The 18,357-nt window shown below is 61.5% G+C and carries 17 protein-coding genes; 14 read left to right on the forward strand and 3 right to left on the reverse strand.

Going from position 1 to position 18,357, the window contains the following annotated elements:
- Nucleotides 1-102: 102 nt before the first annotated feature.
- Entirely contained in the window at nt 103-735 is a 633-nt protein-coding gene (locus tag ACYBYQ_RS03525; protein WP_459616996.1) for a cupin domain-containing protein, read from the reverse strand.
- A gap of 156 nt (nt 736-891) precedes the next feature.
- On the opposite strand from ACYBYQ_RS03525, the gene ACYBYQ_RS03530 reads away from it, so the two are divergent.
- The 3 genes from ACYBYQ_RS03530 to ACYBYQ_RS03540 all read left to right on the forward strand — a co-directional run bounded on the left by ACYBYQ_RS03530 (nt 892) and on the right by ACYBYQ_RS03540 (nt 3,412).
- A complete protein-coding gene (locus ACYBYQ_RS03530) occupies nt 892-1,878 on the forward strand; it encodes a Bug family tripartite tricarboxylate transporter substrate binding protein (RefSeq protein WP_459616997.1) in 987 nt (328 codons plus the stop codon).
- Nucleotides 1,879-1,972: 94 nt separating this feature from the next.
- Entirely contained in the window at nt 1,973-2,677 is a 705-nt protein-coding gene (locus tag ACYBYQ_RS03535; protein WP_459616998.1) for a DUF1028 domain-containing protein, read from the forward strand.
- A gap of 24 nt (nt 2,678-2,701) precedes the next feature.
- A complete protein-coding gene (locus tag ACYBYQ_RS03540; RefSeq protein ID WP_459616999.1) occupies nt 2,702-3,412 on the forward strand; it encodes a DUF1028 domain-containing protein in 711 nt (236 codons plus the stop codon).
- Nucleotides 3,413-3,500: 88 nt separating this feature from the next.
- Here ACYBYQ_RS03540 and ACYBYQ_RS03545 read toward each other — a convergent pair whose 3' ends face one another.
- Together ACYBYQ_RS03545 and ACYBYQ_RS03550 are read right to left on the reverse strand one after the other, a co-directional pair.
- On the reverse strand, nt 3,501-4,724 hold the full coding sequence (locus ACYBYQ_RS03545; RefSeq protein ID WP_459617000.1) for an ABC transporter substrate-binding protein: 1,224 nt from the start codon (nt 4,722-4,724) through the stop codon (nt 3,501-3,503).
- Between the two features lie 269 nt (nt 4,725-4,993).
- Nucleotides 4,994-6,715 (reverse strand): sigma-54 interaction domain-containing protein, encoded by a 1,722-nt coding sequence (locus ACYBYQ_RS03550; RefSeq protein WP_459617001.1) that lies wholly within the window; start codon nt 6,713-6,715, stop codon nt 4,994-4,996.
- A gap of 210 nt (nt 6,716-6,925) precedes the next feature.
- Between ACYBYQ_RS03550 and ACYBYQ_RS03555 the strand changes: the two genes are divergently transcribed.
- From ACYBYQ_RS03555 to ACYBYQ_RS03605, 11 genes are all read left to right on the forward strand, one after another.
- Nucleotides 6,926-8,092 (forward strand): CaiB/BaiF CoA transferase family protein, encoded by a 1,167-nt coding sequence (locus tag ACYBYQ_RS03555; protein ID WP_459618701.1) that lies wholly within the window; start codon nt 6,926-6,928, stop codon nt 8,090-8,092.
- Between the two features lie 39 nt (nt 8,093-8,131).
- The gene (locus ACYBYQ_RS03560) at nt 8,132-9,838 is read left to right on the forward strand and encodes a class I adenylate-forming enzyme family protein (RefSeq protein ID WP_459617002.1); all 1,707 of its coding nucleotides are present in this window, start codon (nt 8,132-8,134) and stop codon (nt 9,836-9,838) included.
- Nucleotides 9,835-10,605, forward strand: coding sequence for an enoyl-CoA hydratase/isomerase family protein (locus ACYBYQ_RS03565; protein WP_459617003.1), 771 nt, complete (start codon nt 9,835-9,837; stop codon nt 10,603-10,605). The genes ACYBYQ_RS03560 and ACYBYQ_RS03565 overlap by 4 nt, the downstream gene beginning before the upstream one ends.
- Nucleotides 10,606-10,608: 3 nt before the next feature.
- Nucleotides 10,609-11,355: an SDR family NAD(P)-dependent oxidoreductase gene (locus tag ACYBYQ_RS03570; RefSeq protein ID WP_459617004.1), complete on the forward strand. Its 747-nt coding sequence runs from the start codon at nt 10,609-10,611 to the stop codon at nt 11,353-11,355.
- A 97-nt stretch (nt 11,356-11,452) separates the two neighbouring features.
- Nucleotides 11,453-12,574 (forward strand): acyl-CoA dehydrogenase family protein, encoded by a 1,122-nt coding sequence (locus tag ACYBYQ_RS03575; RefSeq protein WP_459617005.1) that lies wholly within the window; start codon nt 11,453-11,455, stop codon nt 12,572-12,574.
- A complete protein-coding gene (locus ACYBYQ_RS03580; RefSeq protein WP_459617006.1) occupies nt 12,571-13,446 on the forward strand; it encodes a 3-hydroxyacyl-CoA dehydrogenase family protein in 876 nt (291 codons plus the stop codon). Before ACYBYQ_RS03575 ends, ACYBYQ_RS03580 begins: the two co-directional genes overlap by 4 nt.
- Before the next feature lie 5 nt (nt 13,447-13,451).
- Nucleotides 13,452-14,105 (forward strand): 3-hydroxyacyl-CoA dehydrogenase family protein, encoded by a 654-nt coding sequence (locus ACYBYQ_RS03585; RefSeq protein WP_459617007.1) that lies wholly within the window; start codon nt 13,452-13,454, stop codon nt 14,103-14,105.
- Complete coding sequence (locus ACYBYQ_RS03590; RefSeq protein WP_459617008.1) at nt 14,102-15,235, forward strand: CaiB/BaiF CoA transferase family protein; 1,134 nt, start codon at nt 14,102-14,104, stop codon at nt 15,233-15,235. Before ACYBYQ_RS03585 ends, ACYBYQ_RS03590 begins: the two co-directional genes overlap by 4 nt.
- Complete coding sequence (locus ACYBYQ_RS03595; RefSeq protein WP_459617009.1) at nt 15,232-16,221, forward strand: NADPH:quinone oxidoreductase family protein; 990 nt, start codon at nt 15,232-15,234, stop codon at nt 16,219-16,221. Before ACYBYQ_RS03590 ends, ACYBYQ_RS03595 begins: the two co-directional genes overlap by 4 nt.
- 254 nt (nt 16,222-16,475) lie before the next feature.
- A complete protein-coding gene (locus tag ACYBYQ_RS03600; protein WP_459617010.1) occupies nt 16,476-17,300 on the forward strand; it encodes an SDR family oxidoreductase in 825 nt (274 codons plus the stop codon).
- A gap of 74 nt (nt 17,301-17,374) precedes the next feature.
- Complete coding sequence (locus tag ACYBYQ_RS03605) at nt 17,375-18,319, forward strand: Bug family tripartite tricarboxylate transporter substrate binding protein (RefSeq protein ID WP_459617011.1); 945 nt, start codon at nt 17,375-17,377, stop codon at nt 18,317-18,319.
- Nucleotides 18,320-18,357 lie beyond the last annotated feature (38 nt).

Consider the following 18,357-nt stretch of genomic DNA (forward strand, 5'->3'; position numbering starts at 1 on the left):
GGGCCGAGGGGGTGACCCCTCACCCTACCCGATGGGTTTCGTGTAGGCAGCAGATCGGGAGTCAAAGCAGGCGCCCTTGGGCGGGCAGCTTACCCCCCTTCTCTACACGTAGGCTGGTGCGGCGATTGACCAGAGAACTTGTGTGTCCCCATCCGCTGCATTCTCGAATCTATGTGGCAGTGTGCTTTTGAAGCTGAATGAGTCCCCGGCTTCCAGGACGAATGCCTCCGATTCAACCACCAGCTTCAGTTTCCCAGTAATCACATATCCGGCTTCTACGCCCGGATGCGTATACGGTTCGTCACCGGACGAGGCGCCGGACGCCATGTTTACGAGAAAAAGCTCGAGTTCCTGGCCGGGATGTGTCAACGCGTGCTTGGTAATCCCGGCGGCGAAGTGAACAATGTGCTGCGTGTTGCGTCGCAGGACTATCTTCGGGTGTTCCGGCGCCTTGACGTTCTGTTCGAAGAAATGGATTGGCTCCACGCCCAGCGCATCACTGATTAAACGAAGCACCCGGACAGACGGTGACGAGATGTCCCGTTCAATCTGGCTCAGAAGGCCGAGGGAGAGCCCTGTTGCATCCTTGAGCTGCTGAAGCGAAAGTTTCTTCTGCCGCCTCAGGGCGCGTACACGGAATCCAACCGAGTCCGTTGCCTTGGTCGTGGAGTCGGCGGATCGCAATGCCCGGGCCGCCGGTACGGGGATTTCCTTAGGCGCAGGTATTTTTTTCATAATGGTGAAAATATAAAAGGGTGTTCGGTTCCCGCTTGAAAAACGGGAACGGAATAGGAACGGGGGGCTCGGGTTGGTTCGTGTGGTTCACAAAATTTTTCATAAAAATGAAAAATTGCTGCTAGAGTTCAGGAACCGTCATGAAAGGACTTGATCATGCTGAAGCTGTTCTTGAGTCTGTTTGCTTTGGTAGCGTTGGCTGCCGGGTCGGCGCCGGGGTATGCGGAAGACTATCCGTCGAAGATGATCAAGATCATCGTCCCGTTTCCCGCGGGCGGGGACCTGGAGCCTGTGGCGCGGGCGCTCGGTGAACAATTCCGAGCTGACTGGAACCAGCCTTACCTGGTTGATTTCAAGGCCGGTGCTCAAGCCATGATCGGCACGGGATACGTGGCCAAGTCTCCTCCGGATGGCTACACGCTCATGATCTGCTCCGTCGGGGCAATGACGATCAATCCGAGCTTGTACGAAACGGTTCCCTATACAGTCGGGAAAGATATCATTCCTGTCTCTCTCGTGGCGACCACGCCGATGGTGTTGGTGGCCGGGCCGGCTTTGCCGGTCAAGAACTACGATGAGCTGATTGCCTATGTGAAGGCTCATCCTGGAGAGGTCTCCTTCGCCTCTGCAGGAGTCGGCAATGTCACGCACCTGGCCGCAGAGTTGTTTGCCCGCGAGGCGGGCCTGTCCATGCTGCATGTCCCGTACAAGGGGGCGCAGGCTGTCATCACTGATTTGATGGGCGGACGGATCGGGCTGTACTTCAATCCCTTGCCGTCGGCGCGCGGCTATCTCGGCAAGGATGGCCCGTACTCGGACAAAGTCCGGGCGATCGCGATTACGTCGAGCAAGCGCTCGCCGCTGTTGCCTGACGTTCCTACATTGGATGAGCTTGGCTTGAAGGGCGTCACCGTCAACTCCTGGTATGGCCTCTGCGCTCCGGGCGGGACACCATCAACCGTGCTTGAAAAGTTGAATGCAGGGGTGATGCGGGCCGTCCGGAACGAGGACTTCGTTGCACGGTTGAGCGGTCTGGGGATGAACCCGCAAGCAAATACGCGTGAACAATTCGCCGAAGACATCCGCAAGGAAACCGAGCAGTGGGCCAAAATCATCAAGGAAAACGGCATCAAGCCTCAATGAGAGGGATCGGCCTTCCGCGTCGTCAGCCTCCTGGTGGCCGCATCCGGCGCAGCGTCCTCCCGAGCACGACCTTAAAAGCAGGGGTATCTGAAACATGACTTTCACAGTACTTGGACATTGCCGCAGGACGGGAAAATACGGTTTCTGCATAGCGACCAGTACTCCGGCCGTAGGCTGGCGGTGCGCTGACGTCGTCCTGGGACGCGGTGTGCTTACCGTGCAAGCTTTCTCGGATTATCGGCAATTGCAGAAGGCCAAAACCCTGATGGCATCCGGGCTTGCCCCGTCTGACGTGATGCATGAGTTGCAGGACGGCGATGAGTATTTCGAGTACCGTCAGATCGCCATCATGGACTTCGATGGAAACGTCGCAGTCCACACCGGCGCAAAGGCCCGGCCATGGGCAGGGGAAGTTGTGGGTTCTGACTACGTGGCTACCGGCAATGTGCTGGTGGGCCAGGGAGTCGTGGCGGCGATAGCCTCTGCTTTCGAGAGCGGAAGCGGCCTCGACCTGGAAGAGCGCCTGCTACGCGCCATCGAGGCTGGCCGCGACGCGGGTGGTCAGGAGGAAGGGCAGACTTCTTGCGCACTCGTGGTTTACGACAAGCATGAGTTCCCCATCGTCAATCTCAGGGTGGACGTCGCGCTGGAACCTATCGGGGAGATGCGAAAAATCCTGAATTGGTTCAAGCCGCTCATTCCCTACTATGTCAAACGGACCTTGGATCCGACATCCGTCGAGCCCAAGAAAGCCGTGCTAGAGGCGATGGGGCTGCCGGTGAATCCCTATGCGGCCTGAGGCTCGGGTTGGAGGAGCTGAATCATGACTTTCTGCGTTATAGGACGAGACCCCAACAATGGTCTTCTGGGGCTGGCGCAGGCTACCAGCCCCCTTGCAGTTGGATCGAGATGCCCATTCATTCGGGCGAATGTCGGAGCCGTCAGTACACAGGCCTATACCGACCCTGAGCTCGGGTCTCTTGCTATCCAGCTTCTCACAATGGGGTATTCGCCTGAGAAGGTTCTCAGGGAGTTGCGTGAGAGCGATAGTCACTTTGAGTGGCGCCAGGTCGGCATTGTCGATCGCCATGGCCGAACGGCCGTGCATACCGGCAAGGAGTGCCAGGGCTTCAGCTCAGCTATTACGGGTGACGGATACATTGTGATGGGCAATTATCTATCGACGGATCAAGTCGTGCCCAAGATGGATCAGACCTGGCAAGCAAGCGAGGGGTTATTGCTGGAGGACCGGCTCATGGCCGTTGTCATTGCGGCGCGGGATGCGGGTGGAGATATGGCCGGACACCGCTCGGCTTGCATGCAAGTGCATGAGACCGAGCCTTATGCCAGAACAGACCTGCGAGTTGATTTCATGCCTAAACTTCCCGGGCAGCCTGACGCCGTCGATGCGCTTCAGGAGCTTCTCGATCGCTGGAAACCGATGATCGAGTTTTACAAAGCCAAGCCGCATAATCCCGCGATGCCTGGTTGGATGGATTGGCTAGCAGCCCAAGGGACGCCCTTCCAGGATTAGGCGGCCTGAGGTTGTCCCGGACGAGGAGGCATCCGACGTCCGCTTGCGGCGCGCCGTTTGAGAAGCGTCGGACCCCCTCTACATCCTGCTACTTGGCGGCAGATTTGTTCGTCACCAGTGGGCAATCGCTCTTCGACAGCGGGCGATAGGCCTCGTCGCCCGGGATGGTGCCCAGAATCTTCAGAAGATCCCAGTCCCCCTTTGACTCAGCCGGTGTTTTGGCTTGCGCCAAGTACATGTCGTAGACCATACGACCATCTGCGCGGATCTTGCCGTTCTTGGCATAGAAGTCATTGATGGGGGTCTCCTTCATCTTGGCTGCCACGGCGTCAGCTTCGTCGGAGCCTACGGCTTGCACTGCATTCAGATAATGTAGTGTGGCGGAGTAGGCGCCAGCCTGCACCATGGAAGGCATGGATTTCTGTCGCTCGAAATAGCGTTGTGACCACTTCCGAACTTCATCATTGCGATCCCAGTAGAAACCGGTGGTGAACTGCAGTCCTTGAGCCGCTTGCAGACCCAGTCCTTTTATGTCGTGCAGGAATACCAGCAAGGTGGCAAGCGCCTGTCCGCTTTGCGTGATGCCGAACTCGGATGCTTGCCGCACGGCATTCTGGGTATCGGTGCCGGCATTGGCCAGGCCGATGACCTTGGCGCGAGACGCCTGCGCCTGCAGTAGGTAGGAAGAGAAGTCAGGGCTGGACAACGGTGCGCGGACCTGGCCCAGAACCCGGCCGCCATTTTCTTCGATCACAGCTTGAGTGTCGCGCTCCAGGGAATGGCCAAACGCATAGTCGGCAGTGATGAAGAACCACGTGTCGCCGCCGGCTCGCGTTACGGCACGTCCAGTACCATGCGCCAGGGCGTAAGTGTCGTATACATAGTGAACGCCATAGGGCGAACACGACTTGCCAGTCAGGTTCGAGGAGGCTGATCCAGCGAAGATCGTGATCTTTTTCTTCTCCTGTCCCAGGGCTTGCAGCGCCAGCGCCGACGCCGAGTCGGTGGACTCGATGATGGCGCTGACGTTGTCGCGGTCGTACCATTGGCGCGCCCGGGTGGCGGTGATGTCGACTTTGTTCTGATAGTCCGCCGACAAGACTTCGATGGGCCTGCCCAGCACTTTGCCGCCGAAATCCTCTACGGCCATCTTCACGGCCGTAACCATGCCGGGCCCGCCATGAGCGGAATAGACGCCAGTCATGTCGACGATGGCTCCCAGGCGAAATGGCTGGATATCCTCGGAGTAGGCGGTCATTGCCACCAGCATGCCGCCCGTCAATGCTCCCAGGCGCGAGACTCCCTTCTTCATGGTGTTGCTCTCCTCATCGTGGCGTTGTTCTTGCTTTTGCTTTGGGCTGGATGCCAGGGTATGGCTGCCATTCGGTCATCCAGGCGGAAAATACCGCTGGGCCAAGTCATGCAACTTCCATGCCAGTTCGGGGCGGAGGCGGTTTCGCCAGGGGAGGGCGCACGCGAAGGCGCGGGCCGGCGTGCGCAGTGTCTCTGGAATAGACACTTATCCTACACGCGGACACTTATCAGGACAGACGGCAGAAAGCCCGGGGACGCTGGTTCAGCCTACAGCGGGGAAGCATCCAGCTCTGCCAGCTTCTTGTACAGGTGCGAGCGCGAGATGCCAAGGTACTCGGCAGCCTTCTTCTTGTTTCCTTCGAAACGCTGCAGTGCATCCCGGATCATGCCGAGTTCGATGCGCGCTTTCGCCTCGTGCACGTTGGGCAGTTCCGTGGGAAAACCGGCCGCGTCCGCAGGGCTTATTTCTCGGAGCGTTTCGGCCATCTCGTCCATATTGTTGCCGTAATTGGCTTCCAGGGGTACCTCGCAATCTTCGCAGGTAATCTCGTCCTGTTCCGAGAAGATGGCGGCGCGTTCCACGGTGTGCTGCAGCTGCCGAACGTTGCCGGGCCAGGGCAGCGATTGCAGATAAGCCATGACACCCGGGCCGAAGCGCTTGCCCTGAACATTGTGGCGAAGCATGAATCGGTCTAGGAAGGTCTGTGCCAGCAGGGGCACATCTTCCAACCTTTCCCGCAGCGGGGGGACTCTGATGGTGACGGCGCTGATGCGGTAGAACAGGTCCAGCCGGAAGTCTCCCGTGGCCAGCATGCGCTGGAAGTCGCGGTTGCTGGCGGAAATCAGACGGAATTCCGAGTGGCGCTGCGTATTGCTGCCCACACGCTGAAAGGTGCCGTCCTGCAGCGTACGCAGGACCTTGACCTGAATATCGAGCGGCATGTCGCCGATCTCGTCCAGGAAAAGCGTCGTATGGTCGGCCTGCTCAAATTTTCCGGTGCGTCCGCGCTTGTCCGCGCCGGTGAAGGCCCCGCCTTCATAGCCGAACAGTTCGGCCTCCACCAGGTTTCCCGGGATGGCCGCGGCGTTGACCAGCACCATGTTCTTGCTTGCGAAAGGGCTCAAGAGGTGGATGGCGTGCGCAACCAAGTCTTTGCCTACCCCGCTTTCGCCTACCAGCAGCACCGACACGTCGAGTGGCGCAATTTTTCTGATGCGCTCCTTCAGCTTGCGGATGGCTTCGCTTTCGCCGACGATGGATTCCATTCCCTGCACATTTCCGCGCAGGCGCGGCAGGGTGCGCTGATAGAAGCTGATTTCCTGGTGTAGCCGCTTGATCTCGTCTCCCAGGGCGTCCACGGCGGCCGGGCTCTTGAACATTACCTGTCCGATTGCCCCCACGATACGGCCTTCTGGGTTGACGATAGGGGTACGGCTGACCACGCGGCTCGTGCCCCGCATTTTCTGTATCTGGCCGATTTCCGCCTTGCCTGTGCGCAGCACTGCCCCCAGGCGGCTGTTCTCGATGACCGTGGTGACTTCGGCGCCGGTGGCTTGTCCGCGCTGGATTCCGAAGAATTTCTCGTGCACCGGGCTCATGTAGCGAATACGCGCCTGCTCGTCGACCACGGTGATGGCTTCGTAGGGGTCGGTCACGAAGTGGCGCAGGATGTCCGCGGAGAAGTCCACGCTGCTGACAAATTCGTACAGCGGATCGCCATGGTCATGTCGGTACAGAACAAAACAGCCTGTTCCCGCTGACGCAAAGGACACCACCGTCATGGGTTCGCTCGTGTTTTCGAGCGTGAACATGGCCGACAGGGGGCGCAAGTCGCGGTTGCGCCACAGTGCGCCAAGTTTTTCCTGGACATGGATGTCGAGCCCGGTGCCGGAGGCGAAGGCCACGCTTCCTTCCGGGTCGAGTACCAGGACGCCGCCGCGCATGTCCTGAGCTTGTCTGCCTCTCTTCATATACATGTCTTCGCTCAACACACGATGGACAATTTTTGGACACTTTACCACTCGGATTCGAGATGGCAGTAGGGGAAAGTACTTGGCATGGATCCTGCTTAATACTCAAACCAGAAATCGAGTCAACAACCGGGCAAGGTGACAAGCATGTGGAGAGAGTCGGGTAGCTTGCCGTACACCGTGTTGCCGAGTGCGGATGAAGGGAAGAGGCACGCGCTGGTCGAAGGCATGTGCGTCTTGGACCTGAGCACGTCCATCGCGGGTCCGTACAGCACCCAATTGCTGGCCGACCTGGGCGCCACCGTCATCAAGATCGAGAAGCCCGGTACCGGCGACGATGCGCGCCACTGGGGGCCTCCCTTCATTCATGGCGAGTCACCCTGGTTTCTCAGTGTCAATCGCAACAAGCACAGCCTGGGGCTGGACCTCACGAAGCCGGGCGGGCTGGAAGTACTCGAAAAACTGTTGTCGCGGGTTGACGTGCTGGTTGTCAACCTGAACGAGCGGGTCCAGCAAAAGCTGGGCATCGACTATGCACGCCTGCAGCCGAAGTTTCCCCGCCTGATCCATGCCTCGCTGACCGGCTTCGGACTGCGTGGCGCCCGCAGCCATTTGCCGTGTTACGACCTCATCGCAGAAGGCTATTCGGGCGTCATGGACCTGACGGGGGAGGCATGCAATGATCCGCAGAAGGTGGGAACGCCGGCCGCCGATCTGCTGGCGGGGCAGGACGTTGCCATGGCGGTGCTGGCCGCCTACGCCGCGCGCGAGCGAACCGGGCGCGGTGCGCAGATCGATGTATCCATGCAGGCCAGCATGACGCGCTTCATGGCGCCGCGCCTGGTGTCTTACCTGAGTTCCGGCGAAGTGCCCCGACGTTCCGGTGGCAAGGATTCTGTCATCGCTATCTACCAGGTCTTTGACACGGCCGACCGACAGATCTCGCTGGGCCTGGGTAACGATGCCATTTGGCGCCGGTTCTGGGCAGCGGTGGGCGTGCCCGAAGTCGGCGAGGATCCGCGCTATGCATCCAATGCCGATCGTCGAGCACACCGGGAAGAAATTGTCGAGAAAATCGCCTGCATCCTGCGCGCCCGGCCGCGGGACGAATGGCTGGAGCTGCTCGCGGCGCACCGGATCCCGGCAGGTCCTATCAATGAACTCAACGAAGTCGCCGCAGACGACGAGCTGCTGCGACAGCGATTCCTGTACCAGGCGCAGGGAGCCAGCGGTGCGGTGCCGCAGGTCGGGTTGGGCATTGTCATTGACGGCAGCGTTGCCGTGCATCGGAAGTCGCCGCCCATGCTTGGGGAAGACACCGAAGCCATTTTGATGGAGATGCTGGATCTTTCGTCCGATCAGATCGAACGGCTAAAGGATGCCGGCACAGTGTAACTATCGCAACGCGCTACATCATATTCACGGAGAAGCGTGGTGAACACCATTCTGACATTGCATGACCCCCAGACTGCGCGGGAAAACTATCTGAGTGGCGTTTGGCATCAGGACACCCTGTATTCTCTGGCCCGCGAGCACGCGCGCATACGTGCCAATGCTTGCGCGGTACGCGATCCGTATCGTCGCCTGACCTGGCGTGAAGTGCTGGCAAGCGTCGACACGATCGCCGAATACATGTATCAGGGAGGGCTGCGGCGTGGCGACCGGGTAGCCATCTGGTTGCCGAACCGGGTCGAATCCGTGCTCATTTTTCTGGCATGCTCGCGCAACGGCTATGTGTGCTGTCCGTCGCTGCACCAAAACTACACGAATGCCGAGATAGTGAAGCTGCTCTCGCGCATCCGCTGCAAGGCGCTTTTTGCGCAGCCGGGCTACGGCGCGGATTCCGACCGCTATTCGATCTTCAGGGAATCGGCGGGTGTTGCGACGCTGAAGCAGGTATATGCCCTGGCGCCGCAAGGCGCCGACTCGGGGAATAGCATGCTGCCCGAGGGGGCCTTGCGGTTCCCGGACCATGCCAGCAACCTCGGCATTACCAGCGCGCCGGTGCCCGATCCGGACAAGGTGGTGTATCTGGCGTTCACGTCCGGCACGACGGGCGAGCCCAAAGGCGTCATGCACAGCGACAATACGCTGCTTGCCAACGGCCGGGCGCTGGTCGCCGACTGGAAGCACGATCCCTCGACCATCCTTCTGGCGCTCAGCCCCATGAGCCACCATATCGGCACGGTGGCCCTGGAGCAATCGCTGGTCGCAGGCATGGAGCTGGTACTGCACAGCCCGGCAGCAGGCCGATCCGCGCTGGACTGGGCGCTCGAGACCGGCGCAACCTACGTCATGGGTGTGCCCACCCATGCCATGGACATGCTGGCGGAGTTGCGCGAGCGGGGACTCAGCCGCCTGGGCAACGTGAGCGTGTTCTACATGGCGGGCTCGCCGATCCCCCGCGAAGTCGCCCAGCGATTCCTGGACCTGGACATCAAGCCGCAGAATGTCTACGGCATGACCGAGAACGGCTCGCACCAGTACACCCTGCCTAGCGACGACGGCAATACCATCGTTGCCACCTGCGGGCGCGCCTGCAAGGGCTACGAGATCCGCATCTTCGATCAGGAAAATCCCGACGTCGAGGTCGGCCCCGGCGAAACCGGTGAGATCGGCGGAAAAGGGGGCGTGCTGACGCTGGGTTACTACGACAACCAGGATGCCACTGAAAAATCCTTCAACTCGTCGGGCTGGTTCCTCAGCGGCGACCTGGGCAGGCTGGACGAGAACGGCTGTCTGCAGGTCATGGGGCGCAAGAAGGACCTGATCATCCGCGGCGGCCACAATATTTATCCTTCCCGTATCGAAGACCTGGCCCATCGCCATCCCGCCATCGTCAAGTCGGCAGCGTTTCCCGTTCCCGACGAACGGCTGGGCGAGAAGGTCTGTCTGGCGGTGATTCTGGCGACGGGAAGCTCGCTCGATGCCAGGCAGGTGTTGCGGCATTTGTATGACGCGGGTCTGTCGAAGTACGACATGCCCGAGTATTTCATCACGATGGAGGCTTTTCCCCTTACGCCCAGCGGGAAGATACTCAAGCGCGAGCTGATCGAATGGCTGAAAGACGGGCGCATCGTACCCGAGCCCGTGCGCTGGAAGGCAACGGAAGAGTCCAATAATGAAGGAGTGTCGGCATGAGCATCCGGCTTGAATACGATGATCGGTACGCGCATCTCACGCTCGACCGCCCGCAAGTGCTGAATGCGCTGAGCTTCGACGTGCTGGTCGAGATCGGCCAGGCGCTGGAGCAGGTGGCCCGGTCCGATGCGCGCGGGCTGATCGTCACCGGTGCGGGCGAGAAGGCGTTCTGCGCGGGCGCGGATATTCCCGAATTGATGGATCGGCCGCTGATGGGGGAACTGGAAGGGGCGGAAGCAGGCCAGGCCGTTTTCAACCAGATCGCCGGCCTGAAGATCCCTTCCGTGGCCGTCATCCATGGCTACGCCTTCGGCGGCGGCCTGGAACTGGCCTTGGCCTGCACCTTCCGCGTTGCCACCGATCGCGCCCGCATGGGCCTGCCCGAGGTCAAGCTTGGCCTGATCCCGGGGTACGGCGGCACGCAGCGCCTGCCCCGGCTGGTCGGCGAAGGGCGCGCGCTGGACATGATCATGTCCGGTCGCACCGTTGCCGCCGAGGAAGCCGAGCGCATCGGCCTGGTCAACCGCATCGACAACGAGGGCACGCCCCTGGAGATCGGCAAGCGGTTCCTGGAACCGTACCTGAAGCACAGTCTGTGCGCCCTGTACTTTGCGCGCGAAGCGGTGCAGCGCGGCGGCCGGGTCGCCATCGACGACGGGCTGCGCATCGAGCGCGACCTGTCCACGCTGGCGTATCGCAGCCAGGACGCGGCCGAGGGCCTGCGCGCGTTCGTGGAAAAACGCCCCGCCACTTTCAAGGACTGCTGAAGCATGAGCCGAGAACTCATCTACGTGACAGGCGCCAGCCGCGGCATCGGCGCCATGATTGCCTATGAGCTGGCCCTGCGCGGGTTCGAAGTCGGCTGCCTGTCTCGTTCGGGCCAGCTGCCGCAGATCGAGAACGTGCCGCAAGAGGCCGCCGCGCGTTGGCACGCCGTCGCCTGCGATGTGATGGACGGCGATGCGCTGGCCGCCGGCATGTCGGCATTGCAGCGCCAATTGGCGATCCCGGTTCGGGGGCTGGTCAACAATGCCGGCTTGCACACCGAGGAGCCCACCATCGGCCTGCCCATGGACGAGTTCCGCAGGTTGATGGAGGTCAATGCGGTGTCGCTGCTGCGCGCCTGCCAGATCGTCCATCCCTTGCTCAAGGATAACGGCGGTGGCTTGATCGTCAATATCGGATCCTTCTACGACAAGTTGGGCGTCAAGCGCAACGTGGCGTATTGCGCTTCCAAGGCAGCAGTAGGGGCCATCACGCGCTGTCTCGCGGTGGAATGGGCCAGGGATGGGATCCAGGTGATCGACGTGGCCCCCGGCTACATCGCTACGGAGTTGAACCGCGAGGCGATGGCAGCCGGCCCGCTGCGCGAATACCTGGAAAAGCGCATTCCGGGCAGGAAGCCGGGCCAGGCCCGGGAAGTGGCCGTGCTGGTGTCCAGCCTGTTCCAGCCGGGCATGGCCTTCCTCAGCGGAGAAACGATCTACATCGACGGCGCGCAGAGCGTGTCGGTATGACGCGAAAACCGGCGTATGGCCGGGCAAGCCCAAAGGAGAAACTGTGAACATACTGGAACGCCTGGACGCCGGGCTGTCCCTTGCCGACGAAGAGCGCATGTTGCTGGATTCCGTTCGGGAGCTGGCCGTCGCCGAACTGGCGCCGAGGGCGGCCGCCTACGATCGCGACAGCCGGTTTCCCTGGGAAAACATCAAGGCGATCAACGCGCTGGGGCTGAACGCCATGTTCATCCCCGAAGCGTATGGCGGCATGCCGCTGTCTTACCGCTGCTACCTGGCCTGCGTGCGGGAAGTATCGAAGGCATGCGCATCGACGGGCATCATCTGGGCCACCAATTTCCATGCGATCAAGCCGGTCATCCAGTACGGATCGGAAGACCTGAAGTCGCGCATCCTGCCCCGTATTGCCGAGGGCGGGCTGGCCTCGCTGGTCATCACGGAGCCCACCGCCGGGTCGGACGCCACCGGCATGAAGACGCAGTTCCGTGAAGACGGCGACCACATCGTGGTGGATGGCCAGAAGATCTTCATCAGCAATGGCGACGTCGCCGACGTCTACGTAGTGTTCGGAAAATGGGCCGGAGTGGAAAGCGCCAAGGAAGCCATTGGCGCCGTCATCATCGAAAAGGGTGCGCCCGGACTGATGGTGACGGGCACCGAGAGCAAGATGGGCACCCGCGCGTCGGGGACGGCCTCGCTCTCATTCGAGGGGTGCCGCATCCCGCGCGCAAACGTGTTGGCCGGTGTCGGACAGGGGCTGCCTGTTCTGCTGGCGTCACTGAACAAGTCCCGGCCCAGTGTGGCGGCGCATGCCCTGGGCATCGCCCGCGCGGCGTTCGAGGATGCCATCGCCTACATCAACGACCGGCGCCAGTCGGGTCGGCGCATTCTTGAATTTCAGGGTATCCAGTTCATGGTGGCGGACCTGGCAGCCGAACTGGCCGTGTGCGAGAACTGGCTCTGGCATGTCGCGGATCTGGTCGACCAGGGCGTGGACGACATGGGGGTGGAGGCGTCCGTATTGAAGCTGAAGGCCACCGACCTGGCGATGCGCATGGCAACCGATGCCGTGCAGCTGCATGGCGGTTACGGCTACTGCCAGGATTTCCGGGCCGAACGGCTCATGCGCGAGGCCAAGATCACCCAGATCTGGGAAGGCACCAACCAGATACATCGGCAGCTGATCGGCCGCAGCTTTCTGAATAAGGAGAGGAAATGAGCGAGATAAGAACGGTAGGGGTGGTCGGCAGCGGAACGATGGGAACCGGCATTGCCATTGTCGTGGCGCGCGCGGGCCTGAAGACGATCGTGCTGGACGCCCGCCAGGATGCGCTCGACCGCGCGCGCGAACAGGCCGCTGCATTCCTGTCCAAATCAGTCGCACGCGGCAAGCTGTCCGCCGGACAGGACGAGGCCATCATGGCCCAATGGCAGGGCACGACGCAGGTGCAAGACCTGAAAGAGTGCGACCTGATCATCGAGGCCGTGTTCGAGGACCTGGGCGTCAAGCATGATCTGCTCTCGAAGCTGGACAAGGTCTGCCCGCCGCATACGATCTTTGCCTCGAATACGTCGACCATCTCCATTACCGAGATTGCCGGCGGCAGCGGGCGCGCCGACCGGGTGGTAGGCATGCACTTCTGCCTGCCCGCCCAGCTGATGAAGCTGGTGGAGATGTCGCCCGGGCTGGCCACTTCAGAAGAGACCTTCGCCAAGGCCTGGGCCTTTTGCGAAGCGCTGGGTCAGAAGCCCGTCAAGACGCGCGACACGCCGGGATTCATCCTGAACTATTTCCTGATTCCCTGGCATAACGACGTGATCAACCTGATTGACCAGGGCGTGGCGGAACCCGCCGATATCGACCTGGCCGTCAAGACGGCGCTGGGCTATCCGCTGGGGCCGCTGGAACTGTTGGACATGGTGGGCATGGATACGCAGAAGCTGCTGTCCGAAGCGATGCACGGCCTGACCCACGAGCCCAGGGCTGCCTGCCCGCCCTTGGTAAAGCGCATGATCGGTGCCGGCAAGCTCGGCAGAAAGAGCGGGGCGGGTTTCCATGTCTATGGCGACAACAAGATCTTCGGAGCATGATGGCGATGAGTTATCAGATCATTCAGCGCGGCGAAAGCCTGTCCTTTCCCGAAGCGCACGATTTCCTGAAGGCAGCCAGCGGGCACGGCGAGGGGGTGGTGCTGATCGGCAGCGAAGCTGGCCAGTCCTGGCAGGACGGCGTCGAGCGGGCGGCGGGGCGTCCCTTCATTGCCATCGAACTGGATACCGAATGCCTGGGCATGCATATCGGGGATGACGATGGTCCCGCCAATGTCGTGGGCTTTGCCCGATTCCGAATGGGTGAGGACGCGCCGACCTCGCTGGTCGAGTTGGTGAAGAAACCTTTCACCGATGCCGCGGCCGTGCAGGCAGCGCGATCCGCTTTCGAATCGGTGGGGCTGAAAGTGGCCCTGTGCAATGATTTTCCCGGGCGCATCTTGAACCGCCTGGTGCGGCCCTACTACAACGCTGCGTTGCGGCGCCTGGACGAAGGGCTGGCCACCGCGTCGGACCTGGACAAGACCCTGTGCCTGGGCCTGGGGTATCCGGAAGGGCCTATCTCGCTGCTCAAGCGCACCGGTTTGCATCATCACTACCGCATCTCGCAGGCGCTATACCAGGCGTTGGGTCAGGAGTCCTACGCTCCCGCACGCCGCGCACAGACAGCTTGGATCCGTCATCAGAAGGGTACGCCATGAGCCAGCCGCTTGCGGGTATCAAGATCCTGGATTTCAGCACGCTGCTGCCGGGCCCGATGTGCACGCTGATCTTGGCCGAGGCTGGGGCGGACGTGATCAAGCTGGAACGCGCCGGTGGCGACGAGATGCGCAGCTACGACCCCAGGTTCGGCGAGGACAGCGTGAATTTCGTATTGCTCAACCGGGGCAAGCGTTCGATTTGCCTGGACCTGAAAGCCGAGGCAGACCACGCGCGCGTACTCGAACTGGTGCGGGATGTCGATGTCGTGGTCGAGCAGTTCCGGCCGGGTGTCATGGCGCGGCTGGGCCTGGATTACGAGACGTTGTCGCGGATCAATCCGAGGCTGATCTATTGCTCCATCACCACGTACGGACAGTACGGGCCGAAGGCATTGCGGGCTTCGCACGACCTCAATTTCCAGGCCGAGACAGGCATGCTTGCGTTGTCGGCGGACGCCAACGGCGCGCCAGTTGTGCCGCCGACGCTGACGGGGGACCTGGCGGCGGGCGCCTACCCTGCCGTCGTCAATATCCTGCTGGCGCTGCGCCAGCGTGATACCCAGGGCAGCGGGCAGCACCTCGACATCTCGATGACCGACAATCTCTTCACGCTGATGTACTGGGCGCTGGGCAATGGATGGAGCCAGGGGCAATGGCCTAGGCCGGGCAAGGAGCTCGTGACCGGCGGATCGGTACGGTATGCCATCTACCGTACGTCGGACGGCCGGTATCTTTCCGCCGCCCCGCTGGAAGATCGCTTCTGGCGCAATTTCCTGGCGTTGATCGGCGCGCCGGCGCTGGCCGACGAGACAGACGAAGAAATGGTGCGCTCGGAAGTGACGCGCATCATCGCGTCGAAGCCGGCATCCTACTGGCTGCAGACGTTCGACGGGCACGACGTGTGTGTTTCGGAGGCCGTGAACATCGAAAAGGCGGTGCTGGACCCGCATTTCAAGGCGCGCGGCATTTTCGATCGCGAAGTGGTCAACAGTGAGGGTCAGTCCATGCCGGCGCTGCCCGTGCCTGTGTGCGCGGCGTTCCGATCCAGCCAGCTCCGGGTTGCCGCCCCGGCGCTGGGCGAGCATACCGATCAGGTAGTCGGCAACGAACAAGGAGGCGCCCAGCGATGAAAGCCGTCGTCATTCATCAGTTCGCGGAGCCGGAAGATCTCAAGGTGGAAGAGATTGCCGAACCCAGCCCGGGCAACGGGGAAGTCTTGATCGCTGTCACCCATGCCGGTATCAATTTTCCCGACATGCTGGTCATGACCGGAAAGTACCAGAACCTTCCCGACCGTCCGTTTGTCCCGGGCAAGGATGCGGCGGGCACTATCGTTGCGGTCGGCCCCGGCGTGCGCGGGCTTGCGAAGGGCGACAGAGTCGTCGCCCAGGTCGAGTTCGGTGCATTCGCCGAATGCATGGTTGCTCCGGCAGCTTCGTGCTACCCGCTGCCGGATAGTATTTCCGACCGCGATGCCGCCGCGATGGGTTTGGTCTACCAGACGGCCCATTTCGCTCTGGTGGAGCGGGGCCAGTTCAAGAGGGGGGAGACCGTTCTGGTAAACGGCGCTGCGGGCGGCGTGGGCGGTGCCGCGATCCAGCTGGTCAAGGCATTGGGAGGAACGGCGTTGGCGGGGGTAGCCGGGCCGGAACAAGCCGAGGCGGCGCGTGCCCTGGGGGCCGATCACATAATCGACTTGGCTGCGCCGAATCTGCGTGATTCGCTCAGGGAGCAGGTATATGCGTGCACCGGCCGGAAGGGGGCCGATGTTGTCCTGGATCCGCTCGGCGACGATGTCTTCGATGCGGCGATCAGGGCATTGGCCTGGTGCGGGCGCCTGGTATGCATTGGTTTCGCGGCGGGCCGGATTCCCACGCTGAAAGTGAATTACCTGCTGGTTAAGAACATCGCGGTGTCTGGTCTGCAATGGAGCGATTACCGCGACCGCCAGCCGGAGAAAGTGCGGGAAGTTCAACAGCGCCTCTACGAATTGCATGCCAAGGGCGCTTTGCGGCCGCAGGTCACCGAAGTGCTGCCGCTGGCCCGGTTCGCCGAGCCCTTGCGGGTGCTGGCCAACGGCAAGGGGCGTGGGAAGTATGTCCTGAAAATCTCCTGAGCCGTCCGAGCATTCGGTCGAACCGTGCTGCCGTGAAAGCCGCGGTACGCCGGTACATCGAGAATCATCGCCAGCTTGCCGGCGATGATTGATTTTGCTTGCCGGGCACGCGTGTTTTTTTGGAATCACAAACGACCGCTTTGACAAATCCAAATTGCCGTACCGGGGACGATGCTCGAAGCTACCCATACCTAGTACCGATTCATCGCCGACCGATGGCCGGTCGATGAGCAGCCTAGTACGCGGGAGCAAGCATGAAACGCAACGATGCCCGATTTGCGGACAAGGTGGTGCTCGTAACCGGGGCGGGCGGCGGTCTTGGAAGCGCCCAGGCGAAGGTGTTCGCCGCCGCAGGCGCTTCGGTGGTAGTGGCGGATGTGGCTGCCGACCGTGGCGAGGCTGTCGCCGAGGCCATTCGGCGTGGCGGCGGCCACGCCGGTTTCATCAGGCTGGATGTTGCCTCTGCTGCGAGCTGGTCGTTGCTGGTGGAGTACGTCACGCGCGAATTCGGATCGTTGCATGTGCTGGTCAACAATGCCGGTATTGTCAGCCGCACCGGCGTATCGACCATCTTCCTGGAAGAATGGCAGCGTGTAATCGACGTGAACCTGACGGGCCCGATGCTTGGAATCCAGGCGTTGGCGCCGCTGATCCGCGATTCGGGCGGCGGGTCGATCATCAATATTTCGTCCACGGCGGGCCTGGCCGGACACCCGGGCGTGGCCTATTCCGCAAGCAAATGGGGGTTGCGCGGCATTACCAAGAGCGCGGCGCTCGATTTGCTGAGCTGGGGCATCCGGGTGAACTCGGTCCATCCCGCGCAAGTTTCCGATACGCAAATGACTTCCGAAGCGACGGCTGGGTGGCGGCATGCCAATGAGCGGGTCATGCCGGCGGGTCGGGCTGCCGAGACGGTCGAGGTCGCGCAAGCCGTGTTGTTCCTGGCTTCGGACCATTCAAGCTACATCAACGCGTCAGAGATCGTAGTGGACGGGGGCGCGATGTCTATCGGGATGGCACGGGTGCGTGCAGTGCTTGAAGAAGACTTCAACCTGTCCGACTACGCAGCGTCCGGATGAGCGCTCGCCGCCAGTCTGGCTGGATGAGTGGGTCTGACCCGGAGGAGACAACATTGATAACACGTAGAAGCTTCATGCTTGCAGCGGCGGCGATCTCGGTTCCGAAGATTGCCTTCGCGCAAGGCTATCCATCCCGTCCGGTGACGATCATCGTCGGTTTTTCCCCTGGAGGTGGCACAGACGTCACTGCCAGGATCGTCTCGAAAAAAATGTCGACTTTGTTCGGACAGCCGCTGGTAGTGGAAAACAAGCCCGGAGCAGCCGGCACGCTGGCTTCCGGACAAGTGGAGAGGGCTGCCGCCGACGGGTACACCATTCTGATGAACGCCAGCGGCGCCTTTATTCACTCCATCTTGAAGGCCGGCCACAGCTACGATCCGCTCGCGGTATGCACCCCTATTGCCGCGGTCACCAAAACCCCCGTCGTGATGTTGGTCAACAATTCCGTGCCGGTGAGCAATGTCAGCGATTTCGTGGGACTCGCGCGCCAGAAGGAGCATCGACTCAGCTACGGATCGGACGGGATCGCCGGTACGACCCAGCTTTGTGGCGAGTACTTCAGCAAGCTGGCAGGAATAAAGCTGCTGCATGTGCCTTTCAAGGGGGCGGGCGACAGTGTGGTCGCGGCGGTGTCCGGACAAGTCGATGCCAATTTCCCCACGCTGCCTTCTGCCCTGCCGATGTTGCGCGCCGGCAAAGTCAAGGCGTTGGCAGTCAGCGGCCAGCAGCGGTCGAAGACCCTTCCCGATATCCCCACCTTCGAAGAGCTGGGCTACCCCGATTTTGATTTCCTGTGTTGGTTCGGGTTCGTCGGACCCAAGGGGATGCCACAAGAGGTGATTGCCAAACTGAACAATGTTACCCAGCGGTCGATAGAAGATGAATCGGTCCGGCAGTCCATCGAAAGCCAGGGTATGGAAACCATGCCCGGCAGCGCGGAGGAATGGCTGGATTTCATGGTGAAAGATGCGGAGAACATCAAGCGTATGGCCAAGCTTTCGAACCTGAAGATCTCATGATGGCGGCGAGCCCGGTGTCTTGGTGCTCCATGACCGCA

The organism is Bordetella sp. 2513F2, from assembly GCF_054642735.1.

Coding starts and splice junctions, on each gene's coding strand:
- ACYBYQ_RS03525 (WP_459616996.1), bottom strand. CDS start 735: ATGAAAAAAATACCTGCGCCTAAGGAAATCCCCGTACCGGCGGCCCGG.
- ACYBYQ_RS03530 (WP_459616997.1), top strand. CDS start 892: ATGCTGAAGCTGTTCTTGAGTCTGTTTGCTTTGGTAGCGTTGGCTGCC.
- ACYBYQ_RS03535 (WP_459616998.1), top strand. CDS start 1,973: ATGACTTTCACAGTACTTGGACATTGCCGCAGGACGGGAAAATACGGT.
- ACYBYQ_RS03540 (WP_459616999.1), top strand. CDS start 2,702: ATGACTTTCTGCGTTATAGGACGAGACCCCAACAATGGTCTTCTGGGG.
- ACYBYQ_RS03545 (WP_459617000.1), bottom strand. CDS start 4,724: ATGAAGAAGGGAGTCTCGCGCCTGGGAGCATTGACGGGCGGCATGCTG.
- ACYBYQ_RS03555 (WP_459618701.1), top strand. CDS start 6,926: ATGTGCGTCTTGGACCTGAGCACGTCCATCGCGGGTCCGTACAGCACC.
- ACYBYQ_RS03565 (WP_459617003.1), top strand. CDS start 9,835: ATGAGCATCCGGCTTGAATACGATGATCGGTACGCGCATCTCACGCTC.
- ACYBYQ_RS03570 (WP_459617004.1), top strand. CDS start 10,609: ATGAGCCGAGAACTCATCTACGTGACAGGCGCCAGCCGCGGCATCGGC.
- ACYBYQ_RS03575 (WP_459617005.1), top strand. CDS start 11,453: ATGTTGCTGGATTCCGTTCGGGAGCTGGCCGTCGCCGAACTGGCGCCG.
- ACYBYQ_RS03580 (WP_459617006.1), top strand. CDS start 12,571: ATGAGCGAGATAAGAACGGTAGGGGTGGTCGGCAGCGGAACGATGGGA.
- ACYBYQ_RS03585 (WP_459617007.1), top strand. CDS start 13,452: ATGAGTTATCAGATCATTCAGCGCGGCGAAAGCCTGTCCTTTCCCGAA.
- ACYBYQ_RS03590 (WP_459617008.1), top strand. CDS start 14,102: ATGAGCCAGCCGCTTGCGGGTATCAAGATCCTGGATTTCAGCACGCTG.
- ACYBYQ_RS03595 (WP_459617009.1), top strand. CDS start 15,232: ATGAAAGCCGTCGTCATTCATCAGTTCGCGGAGCCGGAAGATCTCAAG.
- ACYBYQ_RS03600 (WP_459617010.1), top strand. CDS start 16,476: ATGAAACGCAACGATGCCCGATTTGCGGACAAGGTGGTGCTCGTAACC.
- ACYBYQ_RS03605 (WP_459617011.1), top strand. CDS start 17,375: ATGCTTGCAGCGGCGGCGATCTCGGTTCCGAAGATTGCCTTCGCGCAA.